Below are 16,243 nucleotides of genomic sequence, written 5' to 3'. Positions count from 1 at the left end.
GGGGGGGGGGGGGGGGGGGGCAAAGGCCGGGACGGCAGAGGGCTCAGCCGTCGAGGGCCTCGCGGATGACGGCCGCCGAGCGGTGCAGGCGCGCGGCGATCTGGGCGTCGTCGAGATCCGTTGCGACATGCACCACGGCGATCGCGGCCAGGCGCTGGTTGCGCAGGACGAGAGGCACGGCGACGGACTGCACGGTGGGGATGACCTCGTCGTGGCTGGTGGCGTAGCCGCGGAGCCTGGTCGCTTCGACGTCGGCGGACAGTGTCGCGGGCGCGTCGGCTGGCCACTCGCCCACGGGCAGTTGGGCGAGGATCGCCTTGCCGGGCGCACCGACCGTGACCGCGTGCCGCGCGCCGGGACGCTGGGCGACGCTCGCGACCGCGTGCCGCGGTTCGACGCTGGCCAGTGTGATGCACTCGGCGCCGTCGAGCACGGCGAGGAAGCACGTCATCCCGAGCTCGTTGGCGATCGCGGTGAGCTCGGGGAGAGCCTCGGCCTGCAGGTCGTGCGCGACGCCGGCCGCGAGGGCCGCCATACGAGCGCCGAGGCTCACCGCCCCCGCCGCGTCCCGCGTAACGAGGCCGTGGTCCTCGAGCGTGCGCAGCAGGCGATAGGCGATCGAGCGGTGCACGCCGAGACGAGCCGCGATCGCGTCGATCGTGAGGGCGCCGCGCGCGTCGGCGAGGACTTCGAGGATGCGGATGCCGCGACTCAGCGTCTGCGAGGCGGGAGAGACGCTCGGGCTCTCGGGCATGCGTGCGCTCCTCCTTGCGATCGTCAGCGTGGCGGTTTACGCTGTGTTCAATAGTAGAACAGTGTGTTCGAATATAGAACACGCCTCCGCTGAGCGCAAGACCCGAAGCACAGGACCGACGAAGAAGTCCGGAAGGAATCGACGACGATGCAGTTCCACCACCACGGCTACGTCTCCGCTGACCCGCGCGTGCAGGACGCCGCCGGCGTCGGGCTCGACCGACCGAGCGACCTCCCCGATGAGATCGACGTGCTGATCGTCGGCTCCGGGCCTGCCGGGATGCTCCTCGCCGCCCAGATGTCCCAATACCCCGGCATCGCCACCCGCATCATCGAGAAGCGCGACGGCCGTCTTCCGCTGGGACAGGCCGACGGGATCCAGCCGCGCAGTGTCGAGACCTTCCAGGCGTTCGGGTTCGCCGAGCGGATCATCGCCGAGGCCTACAACATCGGCTGGATGAACTTCTGGGGCCCGAACCCCGACAAGCGCGACGAGATCATCCGCACCTCGCGCACCGCCGACTACGCGTACGACATCTGCGAGTTCCCGCACCTGATCGTCAACCAGGCGCGCGTCCTCGACTACTTCGCCGAGGCGGCGGCGAACGGGCCGGGGCGGATCGTCCCCGACTACGGGGTCGAATTCGTCGGCCTGACCGTTCACGACGAGGGCCAGTTCCCGGTCGAGGTGCGCATCCGCTACGTCGCGGGTGAGCGCGCGGGGGAGGAGCGAACCATCCGCACCAAGTTCGTCGCCGGCTGCGACGGCGCTCGCAGCGGCGTGCGACAGGCGATCGGGCGCACCCACGTCGGCGCCTCCGCCGCACACGCGTGGGGCGTGATGGATGTGCTCGTCAACACCGACTTCCCGGACTGGCGGACCAAGTGCGCCATCAACTCCGAGGCGGGCAACATCCTGCACATCCCGCGCGAGGGCGGCTACCTCTCCCGCATGTACATCGACCTCGGCGAGGTCGCCGCCGACGACGACCACCGCGTGCGGCAGACGCCGATCGAGGAGATCATCCGTCGTGCCAACGAGATCCTCCACCCTTACACGCTCGATGTGCGCGAGGTCGCCTGGCACAGCGTCTACGAGGTCGGTCATCGCGTCACCGACGGGTTCGACGACGTGATCGACGAGTCGGGGCGCACACCGCGCGTGTTCCTCACCGGCGACGCCTGCCACACCCACAGCGCCAAGGCCGGCCAAGGCATGAACGTCTCGATGCAGGACGGCTTCAACCTCGGCTGGAAGCTCGGCTCCGTGCTCACCGGCCGCGCTCCGGAAGCCCTGCTGGCCACCTACGGCGCCGAGCGGCGTCCGGTGGCGCAGCAGCTCATCGACTTCGACCGCGAGTGGTCGAGCCTCATGGCACGCAAGCCCGAGGAGATCTCCGACCCCGACGACCTCGCGACCTACTACCTCGCCACCGCCGAGTTCCCGTCGGGCTTCATGACGCAGTACACCTCGTCGATGATCACCGGCAGCGACGCGCACCAGGCTCTCGCCGTCGGCTTCCCCCTCGGCAAGCGCTTCAAGTCGGCCGAGGTCATGCGCGTGGGCGACGGCAACGTCACCCACCTCGGACACCACGCGAAGGCGGACGGCCGCTGGCGCGTGTACGCCTTCGGCGACCGCACCGGGGCGGCTCTCGCGGCCTGGGCCGCCGAAGCCGAGCCTCTGTTCGCCCGCTTCACCCCGGCGGATGCCGACGTCGACGCCGTGTTCGACGTGAAGGCCGTGTACCAGCAGCCTTTCGAGGAGGTCGAGGTCACGTCGGCGCCGGCGCTGTTCCAGCCGAAGACCGGTCCGCTCGGGCTCACCGACTGGGAGAAGGTCTATGCGGCGGGCCCCAGCAAGTGGACCGAGACCGACATCTTCGCCGCGCGCGAGCTCTCGCGCGACGGCGTGGTGGTCGTCGTGCGGCCCGACCAGTACGTGGCGGCGATCCTGCCGTTGGACGCGGTGGACGAGCTCGCGGGCTTCCTCGACGGGGCGCTGCTGCCGGCACGCTGAGGTATCCGCGGCATGACACGTGTCATGCCGAGGAGATGACACCTCCCTCCGGCGCGGGGAAGCTCCTCCCGCGAGGCTGGAGGCATGAACAACACCTCCGTGGACGGGTCGGCGGCGCAGGTCACCGCGCGTCCGGCATCCGAAGCCCCGAACCATGATCCGGTCGTGCTCGAGCTGCACGGCGTCACACGCCACTTCGGCTCGGGCGACCGCCGTGTGCAGGCCGTCGGCGGGGTCGACCTCTCGATCCGTCGTGGCGAGGTCGTCGCGCTGCTCGGCCCGAACGGCGCGGGCAAGACGACGACGCTCGACATGCTCCTCGGGCTCACGCAGCCCAGCAGCGGCACGGTCCGGGTGCTCGGCGTGGCTCCTGAGCAGGCGACCTCGAGCGGAGCGATCGGCGCAGTGCTGCAGACCGGGGGCCTCCTGGGCGACCTGACCGTGGGCGAGACCGTGCGCCTCATCGCCTCGCTGTACGGAGCGGACGCAGCCGCGCGGGTGCCCGAGGTCATGGCCCGTGCCGACCTCGAGCACCTCGCGCGCCGCCGCGTGTCCAAGTGCTCGGGGGGAGAGCAGCAGCGGGTGAAGTTCGCGCTCGCGATGGTGTCCGACCCCGACATCCTCGTGCTCGACGAGCCGACGGCCGGAATGGACGTCACGGCCCGGCGGCACTTCTGGGACGTGATGCGGGCCGACGCGGATGCCGGGCGCACGATCATCTTCGCCACCCACTACCTGGAGGAGGCGGAGCAGTTCGCGCGGCGCACCGTGGTGATGCACCGCGGCGCGGTGGTCGCGGATGCGCCCACGGCTCTGCTGCGAGCGAGCCTGGGGGAGCGGACCGTGTCCGCGACGGTCGATGCGGCCGGTGCGACCGGTGCCGCGCTCGTCGCGACGCTGAGCGCGACGGACGGCGTCGTCGACGTGCGGCTGGACGGCGACCGCCTGAGCCTGCGCGCCGCGGATTCCGACGCGGCCGCCCGCATCCTGCTCGACCACGGCGCTCACGACCTGGAGATCGCCGCACCCACCCTCGAATCCGCCTTCACGGCTCTGACGGAGAACTGACATGCTCGTCTCACCCACCATGCTGCGCATCGAAGGCGTCCGCCAGCTGCGCAACCCCTACACGCTGGCGTTCACCCTGGCGATGCCGGTCGCGATGTATCTGCTGTTCGGCGCCGGGATGGGCTACGGCTCGCTCTCGGCCGGGCACGGCAACGTCTCGTTCTATGTGATGACCTCGATGGCCGCATACGGCACGGCGGTCGCGATGAGCTCGCTGACCTCGCTCGCCGCGACCGAGGCGAAACAGGGCTGGGGCCGCCAGCTCGCCATGACACCGCTGACGACAGCGGGCTACGCGCTGACCAAGCTGCTCACGGCGGTCGCCTTCGCGGCGCTGGCATTGGTGGCGGTCTTCGCAGCGGGGATGATGACCGGCGCGGAGGTCGAGGACGGCTGGCGCTGGGCGGCGACCGCGGGCATCATCCTCGGCATCGGTCTGATGTACGGTCTGTTCGGCCTCGGCGTCGGGCTGTTCTTCAGTTCCGACTCGGCGGCCGCGCTCGCGTCGATCTCGATGACGTTCTTCGCGTTCTTCGGCAACGTCTTTATGCCCCTCGACGGGGTCATGCTCGACATCGCCCGGTTCACACCTCTTTACGGTTTCGTCGCCCTGAGTCGCTGGCCGCTGACCGACGGCACCCTCACCACGGGGCAGACGGATGAGCTGTGGATGCTGTTCCTCAACGTCGCCGTGTGGCTCGCGCTGTTCGTGCTGCTGGTCGCCATGGGCATGAAGCGTTCGCGGGCGCGGCAGTAGCCGCGCCCGGCAGCATCGCGGGACGACAGTAGGTTGGACGGATGACGCAGCACTCGAAGCGGGCCTCCTCGGAACCATCCGGGGAGGCCGGGCGGTTCGCCGCCCTGGGAGCGCCGCCGGCCGCATGGTCGGCTCCGGGAGCGAGGTCCTCGCGCGGACCGGTCGGCAAGGATCCCTGGGCGCGCTTCGGCTGGCTGATGGCCGTGATCTGGCTGGTCTTCCTGGTCTATCCGGTGATCGCGCTGCTGCGCTCCGAGGCGCCGCTCGCGTGGATCGTCGTGGGCTGGATCGCGCTGGTCACGTTCGTCGTGCTGTACGTCAGCGGCTTCATCCATGGCATGCGCGGCGGCGGAGGGTTGGGTCGGCCGCCGTCGGTGCGGCAGTGGGTCACGTTCGCGATCCTCATCGTGTGCGCTCTGGTCTCGGTGCCGGCGGAGGGCGGATCGGCGCTCAGCTTCCTCCCGTTCGTCATGTCGTTCGCGTCGTACGGGCTCACGCGCGTGTGGCACTGGATCGCGACGGTCGGCGCCTTCGCCGTCACGGCCCTCTGCGTCTTCCTGCTGCCCGGCGGACTGAACTACCTGTCCGTCCTGGCGATCGTCGGACTGCTCGGCGTGGTCAACACGGTGTCCACCTGGCTCATCATCCGCTCCGGTGAGGCGGAGCAGCTCGGTCTCGAGTTGGCCACCAGCGAGGGGCGCGAAGCCGTCGCCCGCGACGTGCACGACCTGATCGGCCACTCGCTGACGGTCGTCGGACTCAAGGCACAGCTCGTGCGCCGCCTCATGGACTCCGATCCGGAACGTGCGAAGGCCGAGCTGGCCGACATCGAGCGACTGACCGCGGAGGCGATCGCCGGGGTGCGGTCGTCGGTGGCGGGTGCGCGGGCGACGACGCTGGTCGAGCAGCTCGCGTCGTCGCGGGACTCGCTCCGCGCGGCCGAGATCGCCCTGCGGGTCGAGGGGGAAGCCGATGCCCTGTCGCCGGTCCAGGCCATCACGGCGGGGTGGATCCTGCGCGAGGCGACGACCAATGCGCTGCGTCATTCCGAGGCGCGTACCGTGCGGGTGCTGTTGGCGCCGGGGCGGCTCGTGGTCGAAGACGACGGGGTCGGCATGAAGGAGGGCGCGGGGCACGAGGCGGGCAACGGCATCCGTGGCATGCGCGAGCGTGCGGCAGCGGCGGGGGCGGGTTTCGTGATCGCCGCGGCGCGTGAAGCCGATGGCTCGGGAACCCGCGTGGAGGTGACCTGGTGACGGCCACCGGTGAGGGCACCGGCATCCGCCTGCTGATCGCCGACGACCAGGCGCTGGTGCGCGGTGCTCTGGGTGCACTGCTCGACCTGGAGCCCGATCTCACGGTGGTCGGCATGGCCTCCGATGGTGCGGAGGCGTTGCGGCTGGCGGAGGAGCTGCGGCCCGATGTATGCCTGATGGACGTCCAGATGCCGGGCATGGACGGGGTGGAGGCGACGCGACGCATCCGCGAGGCGAGTCCGCAGACGCGCATCCTCGTCGTGACCACCTTCGCGCGCCCGGGTTACCTGCGTGCGGCGCTGGATGCCGGAGCCAGCGGCTTCATCGTGAAGGACACTCCTGCCGAGCAGCTCGCGGAGGCCGTTCGTCGCGTGCATTCCGGATTGCGCGTACTGGACCCCGTTCTCGCAGCCGACAGTCTGTTCGAGGGGGCGAACCCGCTGAGCGACCGGGAGCGTCAGGTGCTGCGCCTCGCCGCGGACGGGCGCTCGGCCGCGGACATCGCGGCGGAGGTGTTCCTGTCCGCAGGAACCGTGCGGAACCACCTCTCCGCGGCGATCGGCAAGACCGGTGCGGCGAACCGGGCACAGGCCGTGCGGATCGCGGTCGACAAGGGCTGGATCTGACCTTCAGTCGTCCGACGGGGGTCGGGTGATCCGTCCGGATCTGGTCCGTCGGAGCTCTGGTGCGACGTCGGTGGCCGCGCGTACCGTGGACGCCGACGGGCGACGGCGCCCGACAGGAGGAGTGCGTGATGGATTGGAAGATCGAACTCATCTTCGTCCCGGTCTCGGACGTCGACCGGTCGAAGGCCTTCTACGAGAAGATCGGCTTCAACGCCGACTGGGACCAGACGCCCGTCGAGGGTCTGCGGTTCGTGCAGATGACTCCGCCGGGGTCGGCCTGCTCGATCGCGTTCGGCACCGGTCTCGGCATCGATCTCGAGCCGGGACAGCAGAACACGATCCAGGTCGTGGTTCCCGACGCCGATGAGGCGCTGGCGCATCTGCAGGGGCTCGGCGTCGAAGCCCGAGGCGTGGAGAACATGGATTGGGGGCGGTTCGTGTCCTTCGACGACCCGGACGGCAACAGCTGGACGCTGCAGGAGCTCCCGGACTACGGCGCTCAGAGCTAGACGGCAGTGGTGGTCGCCGGCATCGACGCGGTGTCGGCGACCACCTCGACCTTGAAGCCTGCGGCGTTCTCGAGCCACCCCGCATAGTGCTGCTCGCCGCCCGCGTGCGGGTAGCGCTCGGCGTAGAGCTCGTGCCAGCCGTGCGCCGGGGCCTCGGCCATGAACGCATCCACGGCAGCCGGATCGCCACCGTGGAACGCGAGATGGTTGAGGCCGGCGCGACGACGGTCGTGCGCGGCATCCGACAGATTCGGTGAGGTCGTGAAGGTGAGGTAGGTGCCGCCCGCAGCCCAGGATTCCCCGCCGCCCCATTCGCTGTCGAGCGTGAATCCCAGGCGCTCCAGGATCCAGCGCCATTCGGTGCGCACGGCATCGAGGTCGGCGACCCACAGTTCGACGTGATGGAGACCTGGCATCTTCCGAGTCTGCCAGTCGCGTCAGGAGTTCACGCGGATGATCTCCTGCTGATACGGCGCGATGACATCACCGGAGATGCGCAGGTCGAGGAGGAGGAAGCGGCGGGACGCGGCATCCTCAGCGGTCCAGCTCTCGAGGCGGTCGAGGTCGGCGAGCGTGCGCACGACGACGCCCTCTGCTCCGACGGCTGCACCGAACGCGGCGAAGTCCACCTCGGGGATGCGCATCGGTCCCTCGGCCAGTCCCTTGAGGCCGTAGAGGTTGACCTCGGCTCCGTACGCCGCGTCGTTCCAGACGACGGCCATGCCCCGGCCGCCGGCCGCGCGGACAGCGGATTCGAGATCGGCGATCGCCATCAGTCCGCCGCCGTCGCCCGAGGTGAGCACCACGGTCGATTCGCGCCGAGCCAGGGCGGCCCCGACGACGCTCGGCCAGCCCTGCCCGATCGACTGGAAGGCGGTGCCGATCATCATCATCCGATCGGGCGCGGCGACCGGCCAGTACATGTTCGCCCAGCCGATGAAGTGGCCGCCGTCGGACACCACGATGCGGTCCTCGGGAAGAAGCTCCGCGATGCGACGCGCGGCCGACCGCGGGTCGAGGCGTCCGTCGGCGGCGAGGTCGTCACCGGCCTCATACGCCCGGGCCGCCGCGACGTCGACGGTCTCGCGCCACGGGCTCGACGACACAGCTTCGGACATCGAGGGCGACACGCGGGCAGGTGCGGCCGCGGACTCGGCGTGGCGGCCGGCATCTCCGAAGTTGTGCGGGCTGGAAGCGGGAGTGGATGCGGAAGTGGGAGTGGCGAGCCGGGACACGAGGGACTCGGCGGCCAGACGTGCGTCGGCGCGCACGAACCCGCCGACGTGGGCGTGGGTGGCCGCGGGGGCGATGTCGACCTGGAACACCTTCGTCCCCGGCGCGAAGAGCTCGCCGAACCGCATCGTGAACTGATTCAGGGAGGCCCCGAACACCACGGCCACGTCGGCTGTGCGGATGAGTTCCATTGCACCGTCCGCACCGAAGCCGCCGGTGACGCCGAGGTCGTACCGCGTGTCGGGGAAGACGCCCCGCCCGAGAGCCGACGATGCTGTCAGAGCACCGGTCGCCGTGGCGAGCTCGCCCAGAGCCGTGCTGGCTCCGGAGAGCCACGCCCCGCGGCCCGCCAGGAGGAACGGCCGCTGCGCCGTGCGCAGAGCGTCCGCGATCTCGTCGAGCATCCCCTCAGCGAACTCGCCACGCGGCGCGAGCGGAGCGGGCACCCGCGGCGACGGGGCTGCAGGAACCTCGCCGGCTTCGAGAGCGGCGACGTCGTAGGGAATCGCGAGGACCACCGGGACGCGGTAGGTCAGCGCGTGTTCGATGGCGATGACCGTCGTGGCGGCGGCATCCGCTCGGCCGACCGTATAGGTGCGCGCACCGACGGCGGAGGCGAGCGCGATCTGGTCGACGTCCCACGGGCGCGGGCCGGACGTGGGCTCGTCGCCGACCACGAGCACGAGCGGCACGTGCGCCTGCACGGCCTCGGCCAGGGCGGTCAGCGTGTTGGTGAATCCGGCGCCGTAGGTCGAGGTGCCGGCGGCGATGCGCCCGGACGCGCGGAAGTGGGCGTCAGCGGCGACCACGGCGCCCTGCTCGTGGCGGACGGCGGTGAAGGACGCGTCCGTCTGCGTCTCGATCGCGTCGAGGAAGTAGGCGTTGCCGTTGCCCATCACGCCGAAGACCGAGTCGATGTGCTGGGCGAGGGTGAGAGCGACGTGTGCGGAGACGGTGGGCATGCGAAAGCCTTTCGAGACAGGGACGGAGGAACTGCGGGATCCGTATGTGTCTCGCCTCCGCGTCTTCGCGAAGTGCTTCGTGCCTCTTTTTCAGGCACCGGCCGGGCCGGACCCGCTCAGTCTAGCGGCGAGCGTGCATACCGGGATGCGGGAGAATGCAGAGATGACGGATGCGGCGCTCGAGCGCGAGACACTGACCTGGGACGGCTTCGGAGCGGCGACACGAGAGCTGGCGCGGAACATCCTCGCCACGGGCTTCGAGCCGGAGGTGGTCGTGGCGATCGCCCGCGGTGGGCTGCTCCCGGCCGGTGCCATCGCGTACGGTCTCGGGGCGAAGAACTGCGGCGCGATCAACGTCGAGTTCTACACCGGGATCGGCACCGTGCTCGATGCCCCCGAGGTGCTTCCCCCCGAGCTCGACATGGCGTACCTCGACGGCCGCCGGGTGCTGCTCGTCGACGATGTGGCCGACTCCGGGCGCACGCTCGCGCTGGCCGTGCAGCTGCTGCAGGAGAAGGGCGCCGACGTGCGGTCGGTCACGATCTACACCAAGCCCTCGACGATCATCCAGCCGGACTTCGCCTGGAAGGACACCGACCTGTGGATCAACTTCCCGTGGTCGTTCCAGGGCACGGTGCGCGAAGAGGACCTGGGGCTCGCGCCCTCGGCCTGAGCCACCCTCACCCGGCGGGTCATCCCCGCAGCAGCGACCGCAGCGTCTGGATCGTGTCGGCCTCTGCCGCGGTCTTGTCCGGACGGTAGCCCTTCACCCGGGCGAAGCGGAGCGCGACGCCACCCGGATACCGCGGGGAGCGCTGCACGCCGTCGATCGCGATCTCGACGACGATATCGGGGCGCAGGAACACGGTGGACGCCGTGCGGTGCGACTCGTGCTCGGGGAACTCGGTGGTCTGCCAGCGCAGCAGCTCGTCGGTGAGCCCCTTGAAGGTCTTGCCCACCATGACGAACCCGCCGGGGTCGCCGAACTCGCCGTCGGGATCGCGCGCGCCGAGGTGCAGGTTCGAGAGCCAACCGCGCCGACGTCCTGAGCCCCACTCCGCGCCGAGGACCACCAGGTCGAAGGTCAGCACCGGTTTGACCTTGACCCACGACTTCCCGCGGCGCCCTGCGGCGTAGGGCGCGTCGATCGCCTTGACCACGACACCCTCGTGCCCGGCGGCGAGGGCCTCGCGTGACAGCTGCTCGGCGGCTTCCGCGTCGGCCGTGACGATGCCCGGCATCCGCCAGGCACCGGCCACCCGTTCCAGCTCGGTCAGCCGGGTCGAGAGCGGTTCGTCGAGCAGGTCGCGCCCATCGATGTGCAGCACGTCGAAGAACCACGGTCGCAGCACGAGCTCCCGCGAGACCTCTGCCCCGAACCGCGACATGGTCTCCTGGAACGGCCTCGGCCCGCCGTCTTCGTCGAGCGACAGCGTCTCGCCGTCGAGGATGATGTCGTGCACCGGCAGCGACCGCACGATCTCGACGATCTCGGGCACCCGGTGCGTGATGTCGGCCAGGCTCCGCGTGTAGACGCCGACCTCGTCCCCGTGGCGGTGCACCTGGATGCGGGCGCCGTCGAGCTTGTATTCCACGGATGCCTCGCCGGTGATCTCCAGCGCCTCCGATGCCGTCGCCGCGGTCGATGCCAGCATCGGCAGGACCGGACGCCCCACCTGGAGCCCGACCGCCTCGAGGTCACCGGGCGCGCCCGTGAGGGCGATGCGCGCGGTCTCGCCGAGGTCGCCCGACAGCATCGCGGCCCGTCGGACGACGGCGGCCGGACGGTCGGACGCTCGGGCGATCGCGTCGAGGAGCACGCCCGACAGGGCACCGGTTCGGAGTTCGCCGAGCATCGCGCGAACCAGGAAGTCCCACTCGGCTGCGGTCGCCCGCGAGCCGAGATCGACGAGGATGCCGGTGCGTCCCGCCGCCGAGCCCGAACCGGACGTCGCGGCGAGGGCATCGAGAGACGCGTCGACATCGTCGACCGTCAGTGTGGACTCGTCGGCGTGCGCGATGTCGATGGCCGACAGCCCGCGCCATCCGACGCCCAACCTGCCCTGGCGCGGTGAGGCGAGGAGGAGGCCCATGATGATGGGGAGCTCGGACGGGTCGGCGCGCGCGAGCAGTTCGGCGAGAGCATCGATCTTGGCGAGTCGGGACGACGTGGCCCCGACGCGGTCGGTCGTGGTGACCAGCTCTGCGAGCTTCATCCGAGCATTCTCGCACCGGCCTCCGACATCAGCAGGTTCCGTAGACCGGGGCGCAGGTCGTGGACAGGCAAAGGCTCCACATCAGGCCGATTCCCTGACGAATGGCCTGATGCGGCGTGATGGCCTGCTGCGCGCGTGCATGCGGGCCGATGTCGCGCCCTCAGCGCCCGTGGAACTCCGGCTTCCGCTTCTCCTGGAAGGCGGCGAAACCCTCGCGGTAGTCGTCGGTGTCGCACAGGGCGGCCTGCGCAGCGTTCTCGATGCCGACCGCATCCCACAGCGCGAGCCTCTCGTCGCGGACCCGTGCGATCAGCTCCTTGCTCGCGAGGAAGGCCGCTGTGGCGCCGCGGGCGGCCGTCGCGGCGGCGTCCGTCGTCGCCTGCACGACCTCGTCGTCGGGGAAGACCCGCGAGAAGAGACCCGAAGTCACGGCCTCGGCCCCGCTCATCAGGCGCCCGGTGTAGATGAGGTCGAGCGTCTTGTGCGCCCCGAGCCGGTCGAGGAAGAGCGCGTGGCCGCCGGAGTCGAGCGTCGCACCGAGCGCGGCGAACGGGGAGCCGACCTTCGCGGACTCGGCGACGTACACGACATCGGTCGCGATCAGGAGGCCCAGACCGACTCCGAGGCAGGCGCCGTGCGCGACCGCGAAGGTCGGTGCAGGGAACCGTGCCATCCGCTGCAGCAGCGGGGTGACCAGCCCACCGAGGTAGCCGAGCACATCGTCGTCGCGCGGGTCGACCGCCGAGATGTCGCGGCCGGCGCAGAATGCGCGACCCTCACCGCGCAGCACCAGTGCCCGCACGCCCGCGGTCTCCGCGGCCTCGTACGCGGCATCCAGCTCGCCGAGCGCGTGCTCGTCGAGCGCGTTCCGCTTCGCCGGTGCGTTCAGCACGATCGTCGCGACGTCGTCGGTGACGGTGAGGTCGATCACGGGGGCTCCTGGTCAGACGTCGTAGTCGACGACCACACGGTCGCTGGTGGGGTGGGACTGGCAGGTGAGCACGAACCCGCGTTCGAGTTCGTCGGGCTCCAGGGCGTAGTTCTCGGTCATCGTGACGCTGCCCTCGAGCACCCGTGCGCGGCAGGTGCCGCAGACCCCGCCCGCGCAGGCGAAGGGCGCATCGGGGCGCACGCGCAGGGCGGCGTTCAGCACCGACTCGTGTGCGTCGACCGGACTCTCCACGGTGGAGGAGACGCCGTCGAGGGTCACCTCGATCCGCACGTTCTTCTCGCCGGCGCGCACCTGTACCGGGCGGGCCGCGCGAGCGGGTTCGTCGCCGGTCGTGAACAGCTCGAAGCGGATGTGCGAGCGGTCGACGCCGACATCGGCCAGCACCTCGCGACACAGATCCACCAGGGCGAGCGGGCCGCACAGGAACCACTCGTCGACCGTCGCGGGCGGGATCAGCGTGCCGAGGATCGTCCGCAGCTTCGCGTCGTCGATCCGGCCCGACAGCACCGGCGCCGCCCGCTGCTCCCGCGAGAGCACGTGGTGCAGCACGAGCCGGGTCGGATACCGGTCCTTCAGATCGGCGAGATCCTCCAGGAACATCACGTCGAGCGTGGCACGGTTCGTGTAGAGCAGCGTGAACCGCGAGGTGTCGGAGCGGGTCAGCACCGTGTGCGCGAGCGCCATCAGAGGCGTGATGCCGGAGCCTGCGGCGATGCCGACGACGTGACGATGGTCGAGGTCGTCGAGGGCGGACGTGAACGTTCCCTGCGGGCTCATCACGTCGATCTCGAACCCCGGCCGGAGCCCGGTCTGCGCCCAGGTCGAGAAGAGCCCGCCCTCGTCGCGCTTGACGGCCACGCTGAGGCGCGTGTCCTGCCCGTCGTCGCGGTGCTCCGGCGCACGGCACAGCGAGTAGGAGCGCCGCACCTCGACCCCGTCGAGCGTGGTGCGCAGCGCCACGTACTGGCCGGGAAGGTGGTCGTACTCGTCGGCGAGGGCGGCGGGCACCGTGAACGTCACCTCGACCGCGTCGTCGGTGAGGGGGCGCACGTCCTCGACGGTGAGGGTGTGGAAGCGGGCGCGCTTTCGGGGAGCGGTCTCGCGTGCCGTCGTCGCACGGGGGACGACAGCGGGCGCGGAGGTGAAGAGCGACATGTCAGTGCACCTTGAAATGGTCGAAGGGCTCGCGGCACGCGCGGCATTCGAACAGCGCCTTGCACGAGGTGGAGCCGAAGTGGGAGACCTCACGGGTGTCGAGGGAGCCGCAGCGGGGGCAGCGCACGCTGAGCGCGAGCCGGATGGGACCGGTCGACACGGCGGCACGGCCGGACGGCGGCGCGATCCCATAGGCGGCGAGCTTGGCCTTGCCGGCATCCGACATCCAGTCCGTCGTCCAGGCGGGGGAGAGGACCAGGCGCACCTCGACCCGGTCGAACCCGGCGGCCGTGAGCGCGAGGATCACGTCGTCGCGGATCGTGTCCATGGCGGGGCACCCGCTGTAGGTCGGGGTGATGTCGACCCAGACGCGATCGCCGTCGGCCTCGACCGCCCGGAGCACACCGAGGTCTTCGATCGTGAGCACGGGGACCTCGGGGTCGGGCACACCGGCGGCGATGCGCCAGGCCGCCTGGGTCGGGGTGAGGGTCACCATGACGCCCCCGGATGCCGTCGCGCGAGCACCTGCATCTCGGCGAGGATGTGGCCGAGCGGCGTCGCGTGGGCGCCGTGCCGTCCGCCGGCGGACGAAGCCGCGACCGCGGGCACCGACAGCTCCGCCTCGGCGAAGACCGTGGCGACCACACCGTCGAATCCGGGTCGCAGACTCGACGGGCGCACCGCCGCATCGCCGAGTCGCTCGATCAGGTCGTCGTCGCGGAACAGCTCATCAACGTAGGGCCAGACGTCTCCGATCGCCCGGATGATCCGGGTGCGGGACTCCTCGGTGCCTCCCGCGAGGCGCAGCATCCACTGCACCGCGTGATCCCGGTGGTAGTCGACCTCTTTGAGCGACTTCTCCGCGATCGCCGCGAACGTCTCATCGCTGCTGGATCGGAGCGCGGAGTAGAGCTCGAACATGTAGGTGGCCACCGCGAACTGGCGGGCGATGGTCTGGGCGAAGTCGCCGTTGGGCTGCTGCACGATCCAGGCGCAGCGGAACTCCGGCTCGTCGCGGAAGAAGGCGAGGTCGTCTTCGCTGCGGCCGTCGTACGACCCGGCATAGTGCAGGAAGGAGCGCGCGTGCCCGAGCAGGTCGAGGGCGATGTTGCCCAGAGCGACGTCTTCCTCCAGCTCGGGGGCGCGGGAGATCCATTCGCCGAGCTGCTGGGAGAGGATGAGCGCGTCGTCCCCGAGGCGCAGGGCGTACTCCGCGATGTCTGCCGATGCCGCGACCGCGCCGGTGCCGGAGAGTTCCTGCGACAGGCGGAGTTCGTCGACCGAGACGTCGCCGTGGACGTCGCCGTGGACGTCGGTGTCTTCGTGCGCGGTGTTCAGGTGTGGCGCGCTCACAGGTGCGGCACCCCCTCGGAGGCGGTGTAGTAGACGGCGTGGCGGTAGTTCTTGCCGGCCGGGCTCTCGAAGTAGGCGCCCTTGGCGTCGGGGTCGCTCGTCGTGATCGCCTCGGCCGGCGCGACCCAGATCGAGACGCCCTCGCCGCGGCGGGTGTAGAGGTCACGGGCGTTGCGGATCGCCATCTCGGCGTCCGGGGCGTGCAGCGACCCGACGTGTACATGGCTCAGTCCGCGGTTCGCGCGGACGAACACCTCCCACAGCGGCCACAATTCCCCACCATGGGTCCCTGAGCCTGTCGAAGGGTCGGCTCCCGGAGTAGCCATCACGCCACCGCCTTCGTCTTCAGGGACTGCTTGCGGGCGTATTCGGCTGCGGCCTCGCGCACCCAGGCGCCCTCTTCGTGCGCGGTGCGTCGGCGCTCGAGCCGCTCGGCGTTGCAGGGGCCGTTGCCGCGGAGCACCTCGAAGAACTCGTCCCAGTCGATCTCGCCGATGACGTACTGTCCGGTCTCGTCGTCGAAGCGCAGCTCGGGATCGGGCAGCGTGACGCCCAGGATCTCGGCCTGGGGCACGAGCATCCCGACGAAGCGCTGGCGGAGCTCGTCGTTGGAGAACCGCTTGATCTTCCACTTCATCGACTGCGCCGAGTTCGGGGACTGATCGTCGGGCGGCCCGAACATCGCCAGGCTCGGCCAGTACCAGCGGTTCACGGCATCCTGCGCCATCTCGCGCTGCTCGTCGGTGCCGCGCATGAGGGAGAGGAGGATCTCGAAGCCCTGCCGCTGGTGGAACGACTCCTCCTTGCAGACCCGCACCATCGCGCGTCCGTAAGGGCCGTAGGACGCTCGGCACAACGGCACCTGGTTGCAGATCGCGGCACCGTCGACGAGCCAGCCGATCGCACCCATGTCGGCCCAGGTGGGCGTGGGGTAGTTGAAGATCGACGAGTACTTGGCCTTGCCGCTGATGAGCTGGTCCATCATCTCGTCGCGGGTGGTGCCGAGCGTCTGTGCGGCGGAGTAGAGGTAGAGGCCGTGGCCCGCTTCGTCCTGCACCTTTGCCATCAGGATCGCCTTGCGCTTGAGGCTCGGGGCGCGCGTGATCCAGTTGCCCTCCGGCTGCATGCCGATGATCTCGGAGTGCGCGTGCTGGGAGATCTGGCGCACCAGGGTCTTGCGGTACGCGTCGGGCATCCAGTCGCGCGGCTCGATGCGCTGCTCGTTCGCGATGAGCTCGTCGAACAGGCGCTCCTCATCGGAGATCTCGCCCACGAGGGACAGGTCTGCGGGACTGGTCATCATCGACTCCTCGGCATCGGGCCATCTTTACTGACCGATCGTTAGGTAATTCTGACACAGAGGATGGCGCGTTTCAAGACGGC

At 70.3% G+C, this 16,243-nt stretch carries 17 protein-coding genes; 7 read left to right on the top strand and 10 right to left on the bottom strand.

Annotated elements, in window-relative coordinates; all coding sequences use genetic code 11:
• Positions 1-43 precede the first annotated feature (43 nt).
• Positions 44-754: a helix-turn-helix domain-containing protein gene (locus DW298_RS10105; RefSeq protein ID WP_136042360.1), complete on the bottom strand. Its 711-nt coding sequence runs from the start codon at positions 752-754 to the stop codon at positions 44-46.
• Positions 755-901: 147 nt separating this feature from the next.
• Here DW298_RS10105 and DW298_RS10100 point away from each other — a divergent pair, with 147 nt between their 5' ends.
• From DW298_RS10100 to DW298_RS10075, 6 genes are all read left to right on the top strand, one after another.
• Entirely contained in the window at positions 902-2,773 is a 1,872-nt protein-coding gene (locus DW298_RS10100) for an FAD-dependent monooxygenase (protein ID WP_136042359.1), read from the top strand.
• Positions 2,774-2,857: 84 nt separating this feature from the next.
• Positions 2,858-3,841, top strand: coding sequence for an ABC transporter ATP-binding protein (locus DW298_RS10095; RefSeq protein WP_136042358.1), 984 nt, complete (start codon positions 2,858-2,860; stop codon positions 3,839-3,841).
• A gap of 1 nt (position 3,842) precedes the next feature.
• Entirely contained in the window at positions 3,843-4,598 is a 756-nt protein-coding gene (locus DW298_RS10090) for an ABC transporter permease (RefSeq protein ID WP_136042357.1), read from the top strand.
• Between the two features lie 41 nt (positions 4,599-4,639).
• Positions 4,640-5,854, top strand: a complete 1,215-nt coding sequence (locus DW298_RS10085) for a histidine kinase (protein WP_136042356.1) — start codon at positions 4,640-4,642, stop codon at positions 5,852-5,854.
• On the top strand, positions 5,848-6,480 hold the full coding sequence (locus DW298_RS10080; RefSeq protein ID WP_205820337.1) for a response regulator transcription factor: 633 nt from the start codon (positions 5,848-5,850) through the stop codon (positions 6,478-6,480). The genes DW298_RS10085 and DW298_RS10080 overlap by 7 nt, the downstream gene beginning before the upstream one ends.
• 128 nt (positions 6,481-6,608) lie before the next feature.
• Positions 6,609-6,989 (top strand): VOC family protein, encoded by a 381-nt coding sequence (locus tag DW298_RS10075; protein ID WP_136042354.1) that lies wholly within the window; start codon positions 6,609-6,611, stop codon positions 6,987-6,989.
• Here DW298_RS10075 and DW298_RS10070 read toward each other — a convergent pair.
• Both DW298_RS10070 and DW298_RS10065 read right to left on the bottom strand, forming a co-directional pair.
• On the bottom strand, positions 6,986-7,405 hold the full coding sequence (locus tag DW298_RS10070) for a VOC family protein (protein WP_136042353.1): 420 nt from the start codon (positions 7,403-7,405) through the stop codon (positions 6,986-6,988). The two genes, DW298_RS10075 and DW298_RS10070, sit on opposite strands and share 4 nt — an antisense overlap.
• 21 nt (positions 7,406-7,426) lie before the next feature.
• The gene (locus tag DW298_RS10065) at positions 7,427-9,184 is read right to left on the bottom strand and encodes a thiamine pyrophosphate-binding protein (RefSeq protein ID WP_136042352.1); all 1,758 of its coding nucleotides are present in this window, start codon (positions 9,182-9,184) and stop codon (positions 7,427-7,429) included.
• A 163-nt stretch (positions 9,185-9,347) separates the two neighbouring features.
• On the opposite strand from DW298_RS10065, the gene DW298_RS10060 reads away from it, so the two are divergent.
• On the top strand, positions 9,348-9,857 hold the full coding sequence (locus DW298_RS10060; protein ID WP_136042351.1) for a phosphoribosyltransferase: 510 nt from the start codon (positions 9,348-9,350) through the stop codon (positions 9,855-9,857).
• Between the two features lie 19 nt (positions 9,858-9,876).
• On the opposite strand, the gene DW298_RS10055 is transcribed toward DW298_RS10060, so the two are convergent.
• The 7 genes from DW298_RS10055 to paaA all read right to left on the bottom strand — a co-directional run bounded on the left by DW298_RS10055 (position 9,877) and on the right by paaA (position 16,160).
• Complete coding sequence (locus DW298_RS10055) at positions 9,877-11,400, bottom strand: ATP-dependent DNA ligase (protein WP_136042350.1); 1,524 nt, start codon at positions 11,398-11,400, stop codon at positions 9,877-9,879.
• Between the two features lie 160 nt (positions 11,401-11,560).
• Positions 11,561-12,331, bottom strand: a complete 771-nt coding sequence (locus DW298_RS10050; RefSeq protein ID WP_136042349.1) for an enoyl-CoA hydratase/isomerase family protein — start codon at positions 12,329-12,331, stop codon at positions 11,561-11,563.
• Between the two features lie 12 nt (positions 12,332-12,343).
• Positions 12,344-13,507, bottom strand: coding sequence for a 1,2-phenylacetyl-CoA epoxidase subunit PaaE (paaE, locus tag DW298_RS10045; RefSeq protein WP_136042348.1), 1,164 nt, complete (start codon positions 13,505-13,507; stop codon positions 12,344-12,346).
• Between the two features lies 1 nt (position 13,508).
• Complete coding sequence (paaD, locus tag DW298_RS10040) at positions 13,509-14,003, bottom strand: 1,2-phenylacetyl-CoA epoxidase subunit PaaD (protein ID WP_136042346.1); 495 nt, start codon at positions 14,001-14,003, stop codon at positions 13,509-13,511.
• The gene (paaC, locus tag DW298_RS10035; RefSeq protein WP_136042344.1) at positions 13,997-14,860 is read right to left on the bottom strand and encodes a 1,2-phenylacetyl-CoA epoxidase subunit PaaC; all 864 of its coding nucleotides are present in this window, start codon (positions 14,858-14,860) and stop codon (positions 13,997-13,999) included. The genes paaD and paaC overlap by 7 nt, the downstream gene beginning before the upstream one ends.
• Positions 14,857-15,186: a 1,2-phenylacetyl-CoA epoxidase subunit PaaB gene (paaB, locus tag DW298_RS10030; RefSeq protein ID WP_136042342.1), complete on the bottom strand. Its 330-nt coding sequence runs from the start codon at positions 15,184-15,186 to the stop codon at positions 14,857-14,859. The genes paaC and paaB overlap by 4 nt, the downstream gene beginning before the upstream one ends.
• Entirely contained in the window at positions 15,186-16,160 is a 975-nt protein-coding gene (gene paaA, locus DW298_RS10025; RefSeq protein WP_136042340.1) for a 1,2-phenylacetyl-CoA epoxidase subunit PaaA, read from the bottom strand. The genes paaB and paaA overlap by 1 nt, the downstream gene beginning before the upstream one ends.
• Positions 16,161-16,243 lie beyond the last annotated feature (83 nt).

Origin of the sequence: Microbacterium sp. A20 (assembly GCF_004794515.1) — a bacterium.
Classification (GTDB): Bacteria; Actinomycetota; Actinomycetes; order Actinomycetales; family Microbacteriaceae; genus Microbacterium.
Note: the sequence above shows the minus strand (reverse complement) of the source record. Positions and strands in the feature narration are given on the sequence as shown.

Bases quoted from the DNA above. Each gene is read 5' to 3' on its own strand.
- DW298_RS10060 (WP_136042351.1), top strand. From the start codon at position 9,348: ATGACGGATGCGGCGCTCGAGCGCGAGACACTGACCTGGGACGGCTTC.
- paaB (WP_136042342.1), bottom strand. From the start codon at position 15,186: ATGGCTACTCCGGGAGCCGACCCTTCGACAGGCTCAGGGACCCATGGT.
- DW298_RS10075 (WP_136042354.1), top strand. From the start codon at position 6,609: ATGGATTGGAAGATCGAACTCATCTTCGTCCCGGTCTCGGACGTCGAC.
- paaD (WP_136042346.1), bottom strand. From the start codon at position 14,003: ATGGTGACCCTCACCCCGACCCAGGCGGCCTGGCGCATCGCCGCCGGT.
- paaE (WP_136042348.1), bottom strand. From the start codon at position 13,507: ATGTCGCTCTTCACCTCCGCGCCCGCTGTCGTCCCCCGTGCGACGACG.
- DW298_RS10055 (WP_136042350.1), bottom strand. From the start codon at position 11,400: ATGAAGCTCGCAGAGCTGGTCACCACGACCGACCGCGTCGGGGCCACG.
- DW298_RS10085 (WP_136042356.1), top strand. From the start codon at position 4,640: ATGACGCAGCACTCGAAGCGGGCCTCCTCGGAACCATCCGGGGAGGCC.
- DW298_RS10070 (WP_136042353.1), bottom strand. From the start codon at position 7,405: ATGCCAGGTCTCCATCACGTCGAACTGTGGGTCGCCGACCTCGATGCC.
- paaA (WP_136042340.1), bottom strand. From the start codon at position 16,160: ATGACCAGTCCCGCAGACCTGTCCCTCGTGGGCGAGATCTCCGATGAG.
- DW298_RS10065 (WP_136042352.1), bottom strand. From the start codon at position 9,184: ATGCCCACCGTCTCCGCACACGTCGCTCTCACCCTCGCCCAGCACATC.
- DW298_RS10095 (WP_136042358.1), top strand. From the start codon at position 2,858: ATGAACAACACCTCCGTGGACGGGTCGGCGGCGCAGGTCACCGCGCGT.
- DW298_RS10100 (WP_136042359.1), top strand. From the start codon at position 902: ATGCAGTTCCACCACCACGGCTACGTCTCCGCTGACCCGCGCGTGCAG.
- DW298_RS10090 (WP_136042357.1), top strand. From the start codon at position 3,843: ATGCTCGTCTCACCCACCATGCTGCGCATCGAAGGCGTCCGCCAGCTG.
- DW298_RS10105 (WP_136042360.1), bottom strand. From the start codon at position 754: ATGCCCGAGAGCCCGAGCGTCTCTCCCGCCTCGCAGACGCTGAGTCGC.